The sequence below is a fragment of the Rhodococcus sp. P4_F3_2 genome (assembly GCF_056401335.1).
In genome coordinates, this window is record NZ_JBFUJN010000006.1 from 14583 (window position 1) to 30907 (window position 16325).

Genomic DNA, 16325 nt, shown 5'->3' on the forward strand with positions numbered 1-16325 from the left:
GGCGTCGATCGCAATGCCTGTGAGCCGACGCCCAGGTCAGCTGTGCAGCCCGCCGAACAGATCGCGCTCGCGACCGTCCTCACCCACCGGACCGAGCGTGCCGGCGGCCAATACGAAATGCTCGACCGTCAGGATCGGTTGGACCACGTTGTTCGACAACGCGAACTCGGCTCCACTCGGGGCTACCGTCACCTGAGTGGCGTGGGCGCTCAATGCCCTCGCCTTCGCATCGATGACGCCTCGAACATCGATTGCCGTCGTCACGTCTGCGTCCTCGACGCTCGGCAATTCACCGGGCTCGGGCAGACGCCAGTTCTCCGGGAACTCGGAAATCGCCGCGATGCCGCGTTCGAGTCCGCTGCGCTCGGTCACGGTCCAGTAGAACTTCGGAGTCGACCACGGCTCGCCGGCCTCGGGATATGCGGCCGTTGCTGCAGCTTCCACGGCCGCTGTCGTGATCGCGTGTGCCTGGATGTGATCCGGGTGCCCGTAGCCTCCGTTGGGGTCGTACGTGATCACGACGTGCGGCCGAATCTCACGAATGACGGCGACCACCGCGCCGACTGCCTCGTCGAGTCGAGCATTGACAAAGGCACGGGGATTGGAGGCCGAAGGTGTGCCGATCATTCCGGAATCGCGATACCGACCGGCACCGGCGAGGAAGCGAGGAGCGGCACTGCCCAAAGCCGACAAAGCAGCGCTCAATTCGGCGATCCGGTAGCCCCCGAGTTGATCGGCCTCGGCAGCCACGAGCCCGGCCCACGCGTCACCGATCACTTCGCCTTCCTCCCCCAACGTGCAGGTGAGGACCATGACGTCGGCGCCTTCGGACGCGTAACGCGCGATGGTGCCACCGGTGGTGATCGTTTCGTCGTCCGGATGTGCGTGCACCAACAGAAGTCGCTTCGCCGACGCGGTCACTTTGCCACCCTCACCCAGTCCGTAGCGTTTCCGAATATCCCCACCTGCACCGGCCCGTCGAGGACCACGCCCTCGACTCCGGTCCCGACTGCAACCAGCGCTCGGCTCTGCACGATCGGCAAAACCGCCGCCAGATCCCACAGCTTGGGTTCCGCATCGGCGATCAACGACCCGAGATCCCCGATGCCACTGAGCGCTTCGTCGATCCGACCTTGCAACGCCGGATCACACAGCCCGGACAGGTTGCTCGGAGCCTCGACGCTTGTCGTTCGGACAGGCTCCGGAGACTGCGACGGCGTCGGTGTGGGCACCGCCGAACCTGTCGCAGGAGTGGAAGGCGCTGTCGGGCAACTGAACCGGGAGGCCAGCGAAGTTGCGGTGTCAGCGCCTGCTCGGCTCCAACCGACGATCATGTCGACGCGTCCTGTAGTCAGATCCTCGCCGTAGAGCTCCTCCGGCGGCACCGATTCGACGGTCGCCAGGATCCCCACGTCACGCAATTCGTCGGCAGCGGTGTTTGCCACGGCGATCGCGATGTCGTCGTTTTCGGGAGCGCCGATCAGCAGCGTCAACTGAGCGCCGTCCCGGACGATCGATCCGACCGTTCCAGTGCCAGTGACGATTCCGGTTGGCGGTGCTGTCAAGTAACCGGCTGCGGTCAGCTCGCCGAGCGCCTGCTCTCTGGTCGGTTTCGGCGGCGCGGTTGGCGCATATCCCGGATCCGACGGAGCGAGGATCTGAGCTTTCACCGGGGCCGACGCCGATTCACTCCCGGCCGCCACTACGGCGAGCAGGTCCGGATCGAGCAGTCCCAGAACACCTTTACGCACCCGAACGTCCGCGAAGTTCTTACTGCGCCCATTGACGTTGATGTCGAGAGTGCGCGGAACGTAGGAGAATGCCGTACTGACACCCGGGATTGCAGAAAGCTGAATATCCGTGGCACTACCCGAATGAACTTGCGCCACTTGAGCGTCGTCGGTACGCAGTGCATCCGCCAACTGCGAAGCCGTTCCTCCGCGTCGCAGAACTATCTGATCCGGATCTGAGGGCTTGCCCCAGAATCGGTCGTTGCGTTCCAGCACGATTTCGTCTCGACCACGGTCGACCGAGCGCACGTGAAAGTGGGCTCCCGACACCGGAATCCCCTCACTCAAACCGGTGCTGAAACCGCCGGGAGTGTCCTTGATCAGGTGGGACGGAAGAATATCGGTGAACAACTCTCGCCACGCCGGATACGGCGCACGCATCACGACGTTGACCGTCTTGCCACMGCCGGACGAGTTCACGTCGTCGATCATCTGATAGCCGGCGGGGTTGACCACACCGGGAACCGAGATCATCTGCTGCCAGAGGTAGCGAAAGTCCTCTGCCGCAATAGGAGCGCCGTCCGACCATTGGGCTTCGTTGCGCAGTTGGTAGCGAATAGTGAACGGAGCCTCTGACGTCACTTCAGCCGAAACGAGAAAAGAATCGTCGATCGCCCACTCCGTCGCACCAGGCTGCGTCGGCGAATTGATCGGGCGAAACGCACTGGGCAACACGAGGTTGCCGACTGCGGAGTTGACCGGCGACTGATCCGCGAGCAGGTGCGGGTTGAATCCGCCTCCTACCTCGTCGATCGCCACGGTGACCTGCTTCATCGCCGGAACGACCGGAGTCGGTGTGGGCTTGACGGTTTCGGTGCTCTCGACCGGAGGCGGCGGATCGGCCGTACACGCGGTCAGCGACAACGCCGTCACTGCCACTGCCAACGCCAGGTAGCGACGTCCTGAGGCCACAGACAATTCCTTCCGTACGGGGCCGCGTCGCCCCTTCGCACTCGATTTCCGGGCAGAACTTTCGCCCGGAAACCATGAAGGCGAATGTACCTTTCCGCCGAAAACTCGGCTGAAAGGCACATCCGCCTGTCAGGTGGTAACCGACGAAAGACTACAGAGCAGCCTTGTCGCGAGACTTGCTACGCGAACGCTCGCGAGCGCGCTCGGTTGCATTGAGATGCACCTTGCGGACGCGGACGTCCTCGGGGGTGACCTCGACGCACTCGTCGCCGGAGCAGAATTCCATGGCCGCTTCGAGCTCGAGCTTGATGGGCTTCGCGAGGGTCTCCATCACGTCTGCGGACGACTGACGCATGTTGGTCAGCTTCTTCTCGCGGGTGACGTTGATGTCGAGGTCTTCCTGACGGGGATTGATACCGACGACGTGACCCTCGTAGGTGTCTGCGCCGGGCTCGACGAAGAAGGTTCCGCGGTCAGCCAGCTGGATCATGGCGAACGGCGTCACCGTGCCGGAACGGTCCGACACGAGAGAACCGGTGTGGCGTGCACGAATCTCGCCGGCCCAGGGGCCGTACCCGTCGAAGACGGCGTTGGCGATGCCGGTTCCGCGGGTATCCGTGAGGAATTCCGTACGGAAGCCGATAAGACCACGCGAAGGAACGATGAACTCCATACGAACCCAGCCCTGACCGTGGTTCGACATCTGAACCATCTTGCCCTTGCGGTTGGCCAGAAGCTGAGTGATGGCGCCGAGGTACTCCTCGGGGCTGTCGATGGTCAGCTCTTCGAAAGGCTCGTGGATCTTACCGTCGACAGTCTGAGTGACCACCTGCGGCTTTCCGACGGTCAGTTCGAAGCCTTCGCGACGCATCTGCTCGACGAGGATGGCGAGCGCGAGCTCTCCACGACCCTGGACCTCCCAGGCATCGGGACGTCCGATGTCGAGGACCTTGAGCGAGACGTTACCGACCAGCTCCTGGTCCAGGCGAGCCTTGACCATGCGCGAGGTGAGCTTGTGACCCTTGACGCGGCCGACCAGCGGTGAGGTGTTGGTACCGATCGTGACCGAGATAGCCGGCTGATCGACAGTGATGCGAGGCAGCGCAACCGGGTTGTCGAGGTCGGCGAGCGTGTCGCCGATCATGATGTCCGGGAAGCCCGCAACAGCGCAGATATCGCCGGCAAGCGCAACCTCGGCGGGAACACGCTCGACACCGATGGTGGTGAGCAGTTCGGTGATCTTGGTCTTGGTGATGACGGGCTCGCCGTCGACCTCGCGGCACCAGGACACGGTCTGGCCCTTGCGCAGCTCGCCGTTGTGGATGCGAACCAGCGCGAGGCGACCGAGGAATGCCGACGCGTCGAGGTTGGTGACGTGAGCCTGAAGCGGCGCGTCGACCGTGCCCTTGGGGGCCGGGACGTACTCCATCAGAACCTGGAACAGAGCGGTGAGGTCCTCGGCGTCGGGAGCCTGACCGTTCTCGGGCTGCACCGTCGAAGCCTTGCCCTCGCGGCCGGAGGCGTAGAGAACCGGCAGCCCGAGCGCAAGCTCGGCGGCTTCGGCGGCCTCGTCGGAGAGATCGGACGCGAGGTCCAGGAGCAAGTCCTGAGCCTCGGAGACAACCTCTTCGATGCGAGCATCGGGACGATCGGTCTTGTTGACAACCAAGATGACGGGCAGTGAGGCAGCAAGTGCCTTACGCAGCACGAAACGCGTCTGCGGAAGCGGGCCCTCGGACGCATCGACGAGCAGGACGACGCCGTCGACCATGGACAGACCGCGCTCGACCTCGCCACCGAAATCGGCGTGGCCCGGGGTGTCGATGACGTTGATGACGGTGACCGAACCATCCTCGTTGCGCTTGTGCACCGAGGTGTTCTTCGCGAGGATCGTGATGCCCTTCTCGCGTTCTAGGTCGCCGGAGTCCATGACGCGATCGACCAGCTCGGCGCGCTCCTCGAACGCGCCGGACTGACGAAGCATGGCGTCGACGAGGGTGGTCTTGCCGTGGTCGACGTGTGCGACGATGGCAACGTTACGGAAGCTGGTGGTGGTCACGCGATGGCTCTCCTGGCTGAGTTGATTCGGCCACGCGAAAGTCAAGTCGCACGGCTCTTCTGGTGGCCGCTGCACGAGTGTGTGATCCGAATCAGGGCACGAATCGCCTGAATAGGCACCGCGGCCTAGTAAATACTACTCGCTCCGAGCGGATACTCCTGCATTGTGCGGCCTCTATCACCGCCCCCACCAGCCAATAGTGATCTGCACCACGCTGAAGCGAGTAGGATTACGACCTGGAGAAACAGGGTGTTTAAGGGTACGCTAACCTCGTTCCAAGAGCGGGCTCTCCGCCGTAGTGAAACAGGAAAGCCGCAGCGTCACATGGGAAAAATCAAGGCAAGCAAGGTCTCGAAGCTCAAGCCGAAAAAGAAGTGCTGCCGGAAGAAGACACGGTGCATCAAGTGCCCCGTCGTCATCATGCGGATGAAGAAGCTCGAGAACGAGGGCGCATCCAAGAAGGAACTGAAAGCCGGTCTCAAGAAGGCCCGCGCGGCGTAAGCGCCCTCAACTCCTCGAGCAGCTCGGGGATCCAGGCTCGATCGTTGTCGACCAGATCCATCGACAAGAGTTCATCGGCATCGACCCATGCCAACTGAGCGTGGTCGAGCGCGACCGGTTCGCCGGACACCAACTCCGCCCGGTACGCCCGCAGGACCAACGCGGCCGACAGTTGCACATCGACGCCGATTCTTGTTCCGCATCGAACCTCTACCGCAAGCTCCTCGCGCAACTCGCGGGCCAACGCAGCCTGCGGCGTTTCGAACTCCTCGACCTTCCCGCCCGGCAGTTCCCAGCGACCGGCCAACGCCGGCGGACTCGTCCGCTGCGCGAGGAGCAGCCTTCCCCCACGGAAGATCGCACCGGCGACAACTTCGCGATCCCTTGCAGGCACATCACTCATCGCACCATGATGGAGTATGGCCACTTTGTTGTCCGACTCCGCGATCCAAAGCGCTCTCGACGAACTGCCAGCCTGGCAGCTGTCGCCAGGCTCGATCACTCGTACCGTCGATTCCGCGACTTTCCCGGATGCGATCGCGCTTCTTCAACGCATCGCGGCAGTCGCCGAGGCCGCAGATCATCATCCCGACATCGACGTTCGCTGGCGAAAGGTCACGTACACGCTTTCGACACACTCGGCGGGCGGTCTCACGGAACTGGACTTCGACCTTGCTCGTCGAATTGACGTACTCGTCGACGATTCGGTCCGTTTCGCCTGATCTCCGAGTGAACAAACCTCGCAATCTGACGTAACAGTTGCATCAACTTTCACATAGATCACTTCAGTCACAGGTATGGTCGCCGTAAATCACGATCGAGGCCGGTCATGCCATAGACTCCCCCCGGTGCGTAGCTGCTCAGCAACTGAACAGCTGTACAACCCGGGGGCTCTGTACATAGAGTGACCCCTCGAGCCGTCAAACGCGGAGCTCGCCTAGGCGCCCGCGCGGTATGACTAAGGATGGGGAAACAGTGCTTCGAACCCGAGGTATGCGAAAGGCGTTCACCGCCGTCGCTATTGCCGCAGTAGCAGGACTGGCATTGCCGGCACAGGCAATGGCCGATCCGGCAGCACCGCCCGCACCCGAAAGTGTGCCGATCGAGTTCCTCGCATCGTTTGCGCCCGCCATCATCGGCGCCGCTGCAGGTCCGGCTGACGTCGCCGGCGGCCCGCAGCAAGCGTTGCTCGACCAAGCTCGCGCGATCCTGAACTCCCCCGGCATTCCGCCCGAGATCAAAGCCACCCTCGAGAAGGTCATCACCTTCCTCGACGGCAGCGGCGGCGGCGGACCGGAAATCCCGAACGAGAACGCCCCCGTCATCGCGCAGTTCCTCTACCCGACGCTTGGCAAGGGCTGCATCTCGGCCACCGCCGATTCGGTCGGAACCGCGCTTGCTGTTCCGGGCCCGGCTCACCTGCCTCCTCCCGGCCCCGCTGCCGGTCAGGCTGGATTCGTCTTCACCGCTCTCGGAACGGCTCCCGCCGTCGACGACCAGCCGGTGCCGATGACCGTGACGTGGGTCAACATCGACAACCAGCGCAGCGCCACCCAGAACCTGACCAACGCGTCGCGCATCAACCCGGATGGTCCCGCCACCTTGTCGGCTATTGCCGATACAGGTCCGGGACGCGTCCTCTCGGTGATCAGCGGTTCGCTGACCACCCAGCCGGAAGGCGCAGATCGCATCACCTGCAGCTTCCTCCCGACCGTGGGTATGTTCGCGGTCGCTTGATCGAAGTCTCGTGAAAGGCACCCGCCGAATTTCGGCGGGTCCCTTTTGCATCTCCGATCACCGTGATAGACCCGATAGATGGGACATCTACGAGTGGACATCACGCATGGCCGTCCAGACAAGGCATCGAGCCCAGACGACCAGTCGATACGGTCTCACAAGTCGAGTCGATCGATACTGTCCATCCGATCCGAGGGGTCCATTCTCTCGATCGGATCGGCGTATTCGATCCTCTCGATCGGTAGCGTCGGCTCTTTCCTCTCCATCGGAAGCATCGGGTCTACGGCGTCGGTGCTGAGTTCGGGCTCGTTCGCCAGCCTCGGGTCGGCACTGTCCGGCCTCTCACGCTGGTCACTACTCTCCTGGCGTGGAAATCACGCAGCACCTGAGGAACATCCGAAACTTGTTGTCATTGCGCCGGAATCGGATTCGAGCGATCCGGATCGATCGCTGCGGTCCGTCTCGCACTCTCAGACCTGATTCGGTCGCGGCCAGTCGCGGCCTTCCAAGGACTCGACCGAGGTATTGAATTGCCGCAGTAGGTCACCGAGCGCGAGGCGCTGCTCCGGCGTCCACTCACGCAAGACCTTTTCGACGCCGGCCGTCGAATGTTCGCGATCTGCACGAAGTTTCGACAGACCCTGCACCGTCGGCCGAACCTTTCGCGCCAGCCCACCGTCCGGATCCTCCACTCGCTCCACCAAGCCCTGACGCCTCAGCGCGCCGATCTGCCGGTTGATGGTCGAGATGTCGAGCGAGAAGGCACAGGAGAGCTCCTTGAGGCTCATCGGTTGTTGCAATTCCAGTCGTCCGAGCAGTAGATACGCGGACCGGTCCAGATGAAGTTCCGCCCGTTGAGCGAGCGCGTGATAGCGCGAGAGCAGGGTCAACTCGTACTCGATATTCACCAGTTCGGGTTCCCGATCCACACTCATATTGTGCAGAATACACACGATGTGTAGCGTGCACACTGGGGCGAACGCACCGAAACCGAACACGCCATGGCGGGAGCCGAATGTCCGTTCACGCAGATTCGTCGAGCGTCGACGAGAAATCCCCGGACAAGAAAACCACGGCCACGAACTACGCCCCTTCTGGTCCCGTACTCACTGTCCTCGGGCTGTGCGGAATCGTCGTCGCCTTGATGCAGACGCTGGTAGTCCCCATCATTCCGCAGTTGCCTCACCTGCTGAACTCCACTCCCGCCGACACCTCGTGGGCGGTCACCGCAACGCTCCTCGCCGCCGCGGTGATCACGCCGATCAGCGGGCGCCTCGGCGACATGTTCGGCAAGAAGCGAATGCTGCTCGTCAGTCTCGGGATGGTCGTTTTGGGCTCGGCCATCTGTGCGATCGCACCTTCACTGATCGTGCTCGTTGTCGGCCGCGCTCTTCAAGGAGCATCGGTCGGGGCAATTCCATTGGGCATAGCAATCATTCGTGATGTTCTTCCACCGAAGAAAGTGGCCGGAGCTATGGCGGTCATGAGCGCCACCCTCGGCGTCGGCGGTGCGATCGGACTGCCGATCGCTGCGGTGATCGCTCAGAATGCCAACTGGCACTTCCTCTTCGTCACTTCGGCAGCGTTCGGGTTGATCTGCATCGCACTGGTTGCGTTCGTGATTCCCGAATCGACGGTACGACGCCCGGGACGCTTCGACTTCGTCGGAGCGTTCGGCCTCACCGTTGGTCTGATCACTCTGTTACTCCCCATCACCAAAGGCGGAACCTGGGGATGGGGCGACCCGAAAACCCTGGGCCTCCTGGCAGTTTCCGCTCTCAGTTTCCTCGTCTGGGGATGGTGGGAACTTCGACGCAGCGCACCGCTGGTAGACCTCCGCGTATCGGCCCGGCCTCAGGTTCTCTTCACCAACTTCGCCTCGATCGCCGTCGGTTTTGCCATGTACGGCAATTCCTTGACGCTGCCCCAACTCCTCATGGCACCGACGTCCACCGGCTACGGACTCGGACTGTCCATGGTCGCAGCGGGACTCGCACTGGCCCCCGGTGGACTCGTCATGATGGCACTCTCACCCGTCTCCGCTCGCATTTCGGCGTGGCGTGGCCCACGAATCACGCTGATGCTCGGCGCCCTCGTCATCGGATTGGGTTATGCCTTTGCATATTTCACGGTGTCGAGCGTCTGGCAGGTCGCCGTGGCCGGAATGTTCATCGGCGCGGGCGTCGGGCTCTCTTACTCGGCCATGCCCGCCCTGATCATGGGAGCAGTCCCCATCACGGAATCTGCAGCCGCGAACGGACTGAACTCCTTGATGCGATCGATCGGCACGTCGACGTCTGCCGCGATCGTGAGCGTCGTTCTGGCCGGAATGACCATCACCGTCGGCACCGCAGTGATCCCCTCGTTCGAGGCGTTTCGTGCCACGTTCCTGATTTCCATCGCCGCCGCCGCTGTGACGATGGTGTTCGCCGGGTTGATTCCCAAACAGAAAGTCACGTAAGGGAATCAACCCGGCAGAGGACTCACTTCTCCGAAGAGCCTTCGATGCTGCCAGTCTGCAACTTCGACAAAAGTGTGTAGATGAAATTGATGATGATCTCCACGTGGTGCCCTCTCACATAATGGGTCCCCGACCCGTCAACGACGGTACCGCAGAACTCTTCTGCATCGAATCGCCGACAATCAATTCTGCAACGTGTTCTAATCTGAAGCGACGACAAACCGAGGAGCCCTTCATGACCTGGACGCGTACCGAACTCGAAGACGCCTTCGCGGGGTACCAGAACACCGTTGTCGAGTGCACTCGTTCCGGCGATTGGAACGCCTTCGCGGACATGTTCACCGAGGACGTCGTCTACGTGGAACACGCTTTCGGAACCCTCAATGGCCGAGAAGCTGTACGCAAGTGGGTCACTCGCACAATGACGGAGTTCCCGGGGCACCGCATGACCGAGTTCCCGGCCAACTGGTTCGTCGTCGACGAGCAGCGCGGATGGATCGTGTGCGAGATCGACAACCCGATGGAGGATCCGGGCGACGGATCCAAGCACGGAGCCGCCAACATCACGATCCTGCATTACGCCGGCAACGGATCGTGGTCTCGCGAAGAAGACGCCTACAACCCGATGAACTTCCTGTCGATGGCAAAAGCATGGTGCCTCGCCGCCGAAGCGGCGGGCACCCTCCCCGATGACGCCAAGGCCTGGCTCGCCAAATTCGGCGCTATGGTGCGATAGATCCTGTCGGTAACGAGGAACCAACCGGTTGGGCCGGCCCGACCGAGCCGGCCAACGACCACTGCCCGTAGTCGCGAGTGAGGATCGAGTTCAGATCCACTCCGACGCCGTCGACCTTGCGCTTGTCGATCTCGAACTGGTGCAGGTTTGCCCTCGGGTGCACATATCCTGCGGGCGAACCCCAATTGTGCTGCCAGAACCAGGTTCCGATGCCGGCGCTGATCATTGCGTCGATCACGCGCGTGTTTCCGTAGATACCGAGTGCTCCGTTGCCGACGACCGAGGCCCACCCCTCGAGGTACGGCGCGATCAGGGTGGTGATTTCGGTACTGGTCGGGTTGTCGTCGATCGACGCGTAAATCGGCCGACCGGACGGCCCACCAGCCGCAGCGTGTAGTTCGAGGCCACGGGAAGCATGACGCTTGCCTGCCTCGCGAGCCCCGCGCCAGTCCGCCGTTCCGCCCTTGCCGAATTGATAGCAGGAAACGACTTGGAGTCCGGCCGCCGTCAACGCGTCGGTTTCCCGCGCCAGTACGGGCTTGCCGACCATCCAATCGGCTCCCGGGCGCCTATCCGAGACATATCGAATGGCGCCTGCATACCCGGCGGCCTTGATTGCCTGAGCGGACGGCACACCGGCGGCGTAATCGAGCAGGGTCCCCAGCGAACCGGCATTGGCCACCGACGTCGTACCGCTCAATGCAGCGAGTCCGGCAGCTGCCGATCCAGCCGCTGCGTACTTGAAGAGGTTTCTTCGCGAGACGTGCACAAAGCTCCGATCATCGGCGTGTCCCGCTGGAAGTGGCGGGCAGGCAAGCTATCTTCTTTCGCTCGCATTCCACCACAGTCACATCAACCCCGCCATGCACTTGGCCAACAATGCTCACATTGTCACCAAATTGGACGCTAGACAGATAGTCAGACAGACAACAGTGGCCCCCGAAGACATCGTCTTCGGAAGAAGTCGTTGAGGAAGGTGAAGGCATCCGAGAATTCTGCGCTGCTCATGCGATGTGCTCCTGTCGAAGATACGGTCCAGAGGATTGCCGCCACGTGAGTGGCTGCTGGCGATAAGAGTAGAGGTCTTCCGTTACTTCCGCGACACCAAATGTGTCCGGGACGTTACATTTCGACCCCTTCGGGACACGGACATACACACAGGTGACGCCCACCGGCAGTGATCAAACTGTCACCTCCGGACGATTTATTGACGTATTCCGAACATCGTTCCCGATAACAGCTATCTCGCAGCATCAAACCTGTAGGCGGACCACAAGATTGGCAAGCCTTACTTAACAGAGGGGGCGTTGCTCCCGCTAGAGCGCGTACCAGCAGATTGGCCAAATCCCCCGCGGCAATGTGGCCACGCGAGCTTAGTCCGGGCGCAAACATTCAGCCACAGTTCGAGTTAGCGAGATCTTTACGCCGAAAACGACCATCCCGACTGACCGCGGGACCGTACCTAGCGGTCATCATGGTGACGCTATTCACACCGATTTGCGGAACTCCAGGCACCGATAGCAGCCCTATCTCGACACCAATCGGACGTTCGAGGGCACAGTGGAGTTCATGAACCTCACAAAAAAGAAATCCTGGAGTGAGCTGTCACCCGCGCAGCGCCGCGTCGCCGCCCTGCTCGCAACGATTCAGTCCCTGTTGGCGATCGCCGCGTGGACAGACCTGGCGCGACGCCCTGCCGATACGGTCAACGGCAGCAAGAAGAAGTGGGCGGCGATCATCTTCGTCAACTTCTTCGGGCCGCTCACCTACTTCCGCCGAGGCCGGATTCAGTCGAAGTAGTCCCAGAACTGCAGCCACTTCACGGAGGCGAAGAGCGTCAGAGTCACGACGTACACCGCAATTACCGCTGCGACACCGCGCCAGTTGGTGCGGGGAACGGCGCCGTCGACCGGGTCGAGCCAGTGGCGGAACCACCTGGTGACCGTCGGCATCAGGAACCACGTCATGGCGCCGACGCTGACTATCTGGCTCAACCACATCGACAGCCACGGCGGCGCTCCGATCCCGTCGAGCAGCGGACCGAGAAATCGTGACAGCGTCATCACTGTCGGATAGAGAACGAGCAGGATGATCATCGCCGTTTTCCAATTCGGCGTCGCACGGGTCTGCCCGTTTTCCGTGCGCAGAATCGTACCGAACGGTGTCGACCGCGTGGTCTCGGTGAAGTCCTCGGCCAACTCGGCTCGCAGTTTCGGCAGTGCCGCGGCCCTTTCGGGCGACGCCATCCACTCCGCCAATTGCTGCTCGGTCCGAAACCGAAGGACGGACTTCCACTGGGTGGAGTCGGTGACCGACCGCAACAACATCACCGACTCGTAGCCGGAAAATCGCGAACTGAGATCGATGAGATGGCGTTGCGTTCGCAGAAACTCGTTCTCCTTACCCACGACGACGACGTGGTCGTACACGCCGATACCGGGCGGCGGCAGAACTCCGTCGACGAGGACCAGATCACTCGTCTGTGCCAGAATTCCCGTTGCCGCAGCAGCTCTTTCGAGATCGCGGCGATCACTCGACTCCAGCCAACGGTGAAGATCGTCGGCACTGTCGAATGTGACAGACATGCCGTGCGACACCGGTTCCGGTTGATCACTGATGCCACAGCTCAGGTAGCCGTCGAATCGACCGGCGGTCTCGGCCGCACGCTCGACCCACGCCCGGAATCCCGAACTCGTTCGGTGATACCCGGTGATGGCGGTTGCGGACACGTCAGCCCGACACCCGGCGCCCTTGCACGTATACGTGCGCAATCGCGGGCTCGCGCATCGCCATCAGGAGGCCGAAGAGCGTCTGGTCGCGGGCGAGTATCGGATCATCCGAACGCGTTCCGTGGTTGACGAGCCCGGCGAGCGGCGGCCACCCGGAGGGATCGATCACCAGGAAGTCGGCCTCTTTGCCCTCGTCGAAGTTGCCGATCCGGTTCTCCATGTCCAGCGCGCGAGCACCGGCGAGTGTTCCGGTGAACAGCAGTTCGGCGGGGTGCATCGACACTCCGTCGTCGCCGGCTTCGGAGATATGAACCTTGAAGGCGTCGCCGAGGACTCGGGTGAGCAGGCACTCGTCGCCGCCGCCGAAGTCCGATCCGATCGCGATGTTGACCCCTGACGCAACGGTTCGCTTCCACGGCATGGTGCCTGAGCCGAGAAACTGCTGGGACGTCGGGCAATGTGCGATCGAGGTTCCGGTCTCGGCCATTCGTGCGAGTTCGGAGTCCTGGCAGTGCACCGAGTGCGCGAGTATCGCGCGCGGACCCAGAAAGCTCTTTCCGCCGACCTGTGAGCCGGGGAGGAACTTGCCGTCGTACGTGTCGAGATAGGTCTTGACCTCGTACTCGGCAAGTGTGGTTGCGACCTCGCCGGTTCCCGGCCGATTGTTCTCATTGAGGTGACTGTGGAAGTAGACGCCCCTGTCACGGACGGAGTCGTACAGCTCCCCCAAGTCTTTCAGCGTCCGTGTTGTCACCGCGAGGGAGAAGCGGGGAACCACTGCAACGTGAATGAGTGCGGTGTTCACGTCGCCGGTGTCGGCCGCGTGCCACTTGTCGATCTCCTCGCGGGTGAGTCTGATCGCGTCCTCTTCCGAGGTGATCAGCGCGGCAGCGGAGGCCGGGCCGGTGGTCTGAATCCCGCGGCCGCTGACCACTCGAAGGCCGCGTTTCAGAGTTTCCGAGAACAACGCGTCCTGTGCATGCGGGAAGGCCGATCCGAACACCATCGCGGCCGTGGTTCCCGTGGCGATTCGGCGAGCGCAGAAGGCCTCGGCAGCGTGCTGGGCGAACTCCGGATCAGCGAATCTCGATTCGGAGGGAAAGACGCACAGGTCGAGCCACTCGAGGAGTTGGCCGCCGCCGTACGCATCGCCGGCGTAGGTCTGAGGGAAATGAATGTGGGCATCGACGAATCCGGGCAGCAGGAAACCCGGTCGATGATCGTGAATTTCGCCGCCCGCGAGGTCTCCGGGGAGCAATTCGAATTCTCCGCAGTAGACGATCGTTCCGGCATCGTCGATCGCCAAGACGCCGTCGGGGATCGAGACGAGCGACTGCGCCGCATCCTCAACCGTCGGACGACCGGAAATGTGGAAGACATGGCCTCGATGAAGGTGCGTCACTTACTGAGCAAAGCACAAAACTACCCGGCGCCGCGCGGCGAATGCTGTCCTTTTTGTCAGATATTGGGATCAAGCAAGAGTTGCATGCCAAACAAGAGCCGCAGCCAGTGCACCTGCACCATTCAACGACCAATGCAGAGCAATCGGCGCAATCAGGCTGCCGCTGCGATGACGAAGCCAGGTGAATACGAGACCGGCCGCAGCGGTGGCGAGAACAGCTCCGAGGATGCCGGCGACCTGGCCGACCACTCCGGTACCGAGAAAGCCGGACAGCCCTTCGTTACCACTGGTCAAACCCATCGATGACGCGATGTGCCACAGTCCGAACATCAGAGAACCGGCAGCGGCGACGCCGCGGAATCCACTGACCCGGTTCAACGTGCCGTGCAGGACGCCACGGAAAGCCAACTCTTCGGGAATGACGGTCTGCAGCGGGATCACGATCATCGACGCGATGATCGCGCCGGAAATTGTGGCGTAGCGATCCGCCATGAAGAAGGGGCGTGTAAGCGGAAGCAACGCGCCGACGGCGACTACGGTCAGGACCAGGCCGACGGCAGCAAGCGCGTACTTCGAACCTCGCCGCAGGTCACGAGGGGACAGCCCCAATTCCGCCCAACCCATTCCCCGGCGCTTGGTGAGCGCCAACAGGACGAGAGCAGAGATGGGTACCGTCGCGATGCTTGCCCAGGCGGTGGTGAAATGCGCGATCAGATTGGTTCCCACCAGCACCACGATCACAACAGCGATATCCACGTATGCATGCATCCGCGGAAAACGAGGAGCGGTCGCTTCGATCTCCACTGGAGCGATCTCCACTGGGCCGCCGCTCGTTAGCTGAAAGTTCACTTTTTCCAGTGTACTGACGCACGAGAACTGCCCGCCACTGTTTGCGAACACGCTCACAGTGACGGGCAGGTCCCGAAACACCTCTGATCAGGCGCCGAGCGTGCTCGCAAACTTCGGAACGGCGTTGTCGATTGCGTAGGTCAACCCCGGTACCGAGCCACTCGAGAACGCATTGACGAGTGCCGGGTCATCGAGGATCAACAGATGTCCCTCCTGAGCCGACGGGATTGCGCGCAGTAGCGGATCGTTCGCAAACGCACTGCTGTCGAGGAAGATCGGAAACAGCACCGTGAGATCCGCGTCGAACAGGTTCAGGTTCTCGTTGGCGACCGGGATGTAGAAGTTTCCGGTGGCTTTTTCGGTGATCGCCGTCGGGATCGTGAAGCCGAGGCGGGTCATGAAGTCTGCGCGTGCGTCGCCGGGTACGTACGCGCCGTAACCGTCGGTACTGTAGGCGCCGACTGCAGCTGTCTTACCCGCAAAACTCGGATTGGCGGCAATTGCAGCGTCGAACTTGGCGTCGAGGCCGGACAGTAGCGCCTTTCCTTCTGCTTCCTTGCCGAGAGCCTTCGCGACGAGTTCGGTCTGCTGCTCGACCGTCGTCCCGTACGCAGTGGCCAGACCCGGGGGCGGCCCGACCGTCGGCGCGATGGCGCTGAGCTTGTCGTAGGTGGCCTGCGTGTTGTCGCTTCTCGTCCACAAAATCAGGTCCGGGTCGAGAGCAATGACGTCCTCGATGCTCAGGTCCATGGTTCCGAGGATCTTCGGGTCCGTGGTGAACTCGTCCGCAATCCAGGGTCCGACACCCTTGCCACCGAACGCCATCCAGTCCGCGACACCGACCGGCTGTGTTCCGAGGGCAAGTGCCGTCTCGGCGTCCGACCAACCGAGCGCGACGACGCGCTGCGGGTTGGCCGGGACCTCGACGTCGCCGAACATGGTCGAGACGGTTGCTCCCGCCTCCGCGGGTGCGTCAGCGCTGTCGCTGCTGCAGCCGGCAAGCCCGGCGACGGCGAGCGAGGCCGCCAAGGCGGTGACTGCAATCTTCATTCGAGAGACTTTGATTCGCATGGTTACCAGCACTCCTCCAACGCTCCAGCGAGAATTAGGGAAGGCTAGCATCAGCTAACGAAGGCTGTCGCCCATCGG

Annotated in this window: 17 protein-coding genes; 7 read left to right on the forward strand and 10 right to left on the reverse strand. The window is 62.3% G+C overall.

The genetic code is table 11. From position 1 onward, the window contains the following. Positions 1-36 precede the first annotated feature (36 nt). From mshB to typA, 3 genes are all read right to left on the reverse strand, one after another. Positions 37-921 (reverse strand): N-acetyl-1-D-myo-inositol-2-amino-2-deoxy-alpha-D-glucopyranoside deacetylase, encoded by an 885-nt coding sequence (mshB, locus tag AC1DWA_RS08445; RefSeq protein WP_477846203.1) that lies wholly within the window; start codon positions 919-921, stop codon positions 37-39. Continuing rightward, positions 918-2702, reverse strand: coding sequence for an ABC transporter family substrate-binding protein (locus tag AC1DWA_RS08450; protein WP_477916591.1), 1785 nt, complete (start codon positions 2700-2702; stop codon positions 918-920). Before AC1DWA_RS08450 ends, mshB begins: the two co-directional genes overlap by 4 nt. A gap of 151 nt (positions 2703-2853) precedes the next feature. After that, a complete protein-coding gene (gene typA, locus AC1DWA_RS08455; protein WP_019744525.1) occupies positions 2854-4761 on the reverse strand; it encodes a translational GTPase TypA in 1908 nt (635 codons plus the stop codon). Positions 4762-5085: 324 nt separating this feature from the next. On the opposite strand from typA, the gene AC1DWA_RS08460 reads away from it, so the two are divergent. Then, positions 5086-5262, forward strand: coding sequence for a hypothetical protein (locus AC1DWA_RS08460; RefSeq protein WP_019744526.1), 177 nt, complete (start codon positions 5086-5088; stop codon positions 5260-5262). On the opposite strand, the gene AC1DWA_RS08465 is transcribed toward AC1DWA_RS08460, so the two are convergent. Further along, on the reverse strand, positions 5240-5665 hold the full coding sequence (locus AC1DWA_RS08465) for a (deoxy)nucleoside triphosphate pyrophosphohydrolase (RefSeq protein WP_113683152.1): 426 nt from the start codon (positions 5663-5665) through the stop codon (positions 5240-5242). The two genes, AC1DWA_RS08460 and AC1DWA_RS08465, sit on opposite strands and share 23 nt — an antisense overlap. Positions 5666-5681: 16 nt before the next feature. Here AC1DWA_RS08465 and AC1DWA_RS08470 point away from each other — a divergent pair, with 16 nt between their 5' ends. The 3 genes from AC1DWA_RS08470 to AC1DWA_RS08480 all read left to right on the forward strand — a co-directional run bounded on the left by AC1DWA_RS08470 (position 5682) and on the right by AC1DWA_RS08480 (position 7479). After that, complete coding sequence (locus tag AC1DWA_RS08470) at positions 5682-5984, forward strand: 4a-hydroxytetrahydrobiopterin dehydratase (RefSeq protein ID WP_019744528.1); 303 nt, start codon at positions 5682-5684, stop codon at positions 5982-5984. A gap of 271 nt (positions 5985-6255) precedes the next feature. After that, on the forward strand, positions 6256-6999 hold the full coding sequence (locus AC1DWA_RS08475) for an Rv1157c family protein (protein WP_029255827.1): 744 nt from the start codon (positions 6256-6258) through the stop codon (positions 6997-6999). 78 nt (positions 7000-7077) lie between these two features. After that, complete coding sequence (locus AC1DWA_RS08480; RefSeq protein WP_021332779.1) at positions 7078-7479, forward strand: hypothetical protein; 402 nt, start codon at positions 7078-7080, stop codon at positions 7477-7479. Here AC1DWA_RS08480 and AC1DWA_RS08485 read toward each other — a convergent pair. Next, positions 7470-7934, reverse strand: a complete 465-nt coding sequence (locus tag AC1DWA_RS08485; protein ID WP_024487315.1) for a MarR family winged helix-turn-helix transcriptional regulator — start codon at positions 7932-7934, stop codon at positions 7470-7472. The two genes, AC1DWA_RS08480 and AC1DWA_RS08485, sit on opposite strands and share 10 nt — an antisense overlap. Positions 7935-8014: 80 nt before the next feature. Between AC1DWA_RS08485 and AC1DWA_RS08490 the strand changes: the two genes are divergently transcribed. Beyond that, positions 8015-9460: an MFS transporter gene (locus tag AC1DWA_RS08490; RefSeq protein ID WP_019744532.1), complete on the forward strand. Its 1446-nt coding sequence runs from the start codon at positions 8015-8017 to the stop codon at positions 9458-9460. 235 nt (positions 9461-9695) lie between these two features. Next, complete coding sequence (locus tag AC1DWA_RS08495; RefSeq protein WP_317558823.1) at positions 9696-10196, forward strand: nuclear transport factor 2 family protein; 501 nt, start codon at positions 9696-9698, stop codon at positions 10194-10196. Here AC1DWA_RS08495 and AC1DWA_RS08500 read toward each other — a convergent pair. Further along, positions 10183-10965: a DUF1906 domain-containing protein gene (locus tag AC1DWA_RS08500; RefSeq protein ID WP_019744534.1), complete on the reverse strand. Its 783-nt coding sequence runs from the start codon at positions 10963-10965 to the stop codon at positions 10183-10185. The two genes, AC1DWA_RS08495 and AC1DWA_RS08500, sit on opposite strands and share 14 nt — an antisense overlap. 800 nt (positions 10966-11765) lie before the next feature. Between AC1DWA_RS08500 and AC1DWA_RS08505 the strand changes: the two genes are divergently transcribed. Continuing rightward, on the forward strand, positions 11766-11996 hold the full coding sequence (locus tag AC1DWA_RS08505) for a PLD nuclease N-terminal domain-containing protein (protein WP_029255832.1): 231 nt from the start codon (positions 11766-11768) through the stop codon (positions 11994-11996). Here AC1DWA_RS08505 and AC1DWA_RS08510 read toward each other — a convergent pair. The 4 genes from AC1DWA_RS08510 to AC1DWA_RS08525 all read right to left on the reverse strand — a co-directional run bounded on the left by AC1DWA_RS08510 (position 11984) and on the right by AC1DWA_RS08525 (position 16226). Further along, on the reverse strand, positions 11984-12925 hold the full coding sequence (locus AC1DWA_RS08510) for an antibiotic biosynthesis monooxygenase (protein ID WP_020970233.1): 942 nt from the start codon (positions 12923-12925) through the stop codon (positions 11984-11986). The two genes, AC1DWA_RS08505 and AC1DWA_RS08510, sit on opposite strands and share 13 nt — an antisense overlap. A 1-nt stretch (position 12926) precedes the next feature. After that, complete coding sequence (locus tag AC1DWA_RS08515; RefSeq protein ID WP_283383884.1) at positions 12927-14327, reverse strand: amidohydrolase family protein; 1401 nt, start codon at positions 14325-14327, stop codon at positions 12927-12929. A 69-nt stretch (positions 14328-14396) separates the two neighbouring features. Beyond that, complete coding sequence (locus AC1DWA_RS08520; RefSeq protein ID WP_020908494.1) at positions 14397-15095, reverse strand: CPBP family intramembrane glutamic endopeptidase; 699 nt, start codon at positions 15093-15095, stop codon at positions 14397-14399. 168 nt (positions 15096-15263) lie between these two features. Further along, a complete protein-coding gene (locus AC1DWA_RS08525; RefSeq protein ID WP_477846204.1) occupies positions 15264-16226 on the reverse strand; it encodes an ABC transporter substrate-binding protein in 963 nt (320 codons plus the stop codon). Between the last annotated feature and the right edge of the window lie 99 nt (positions 16227-16325).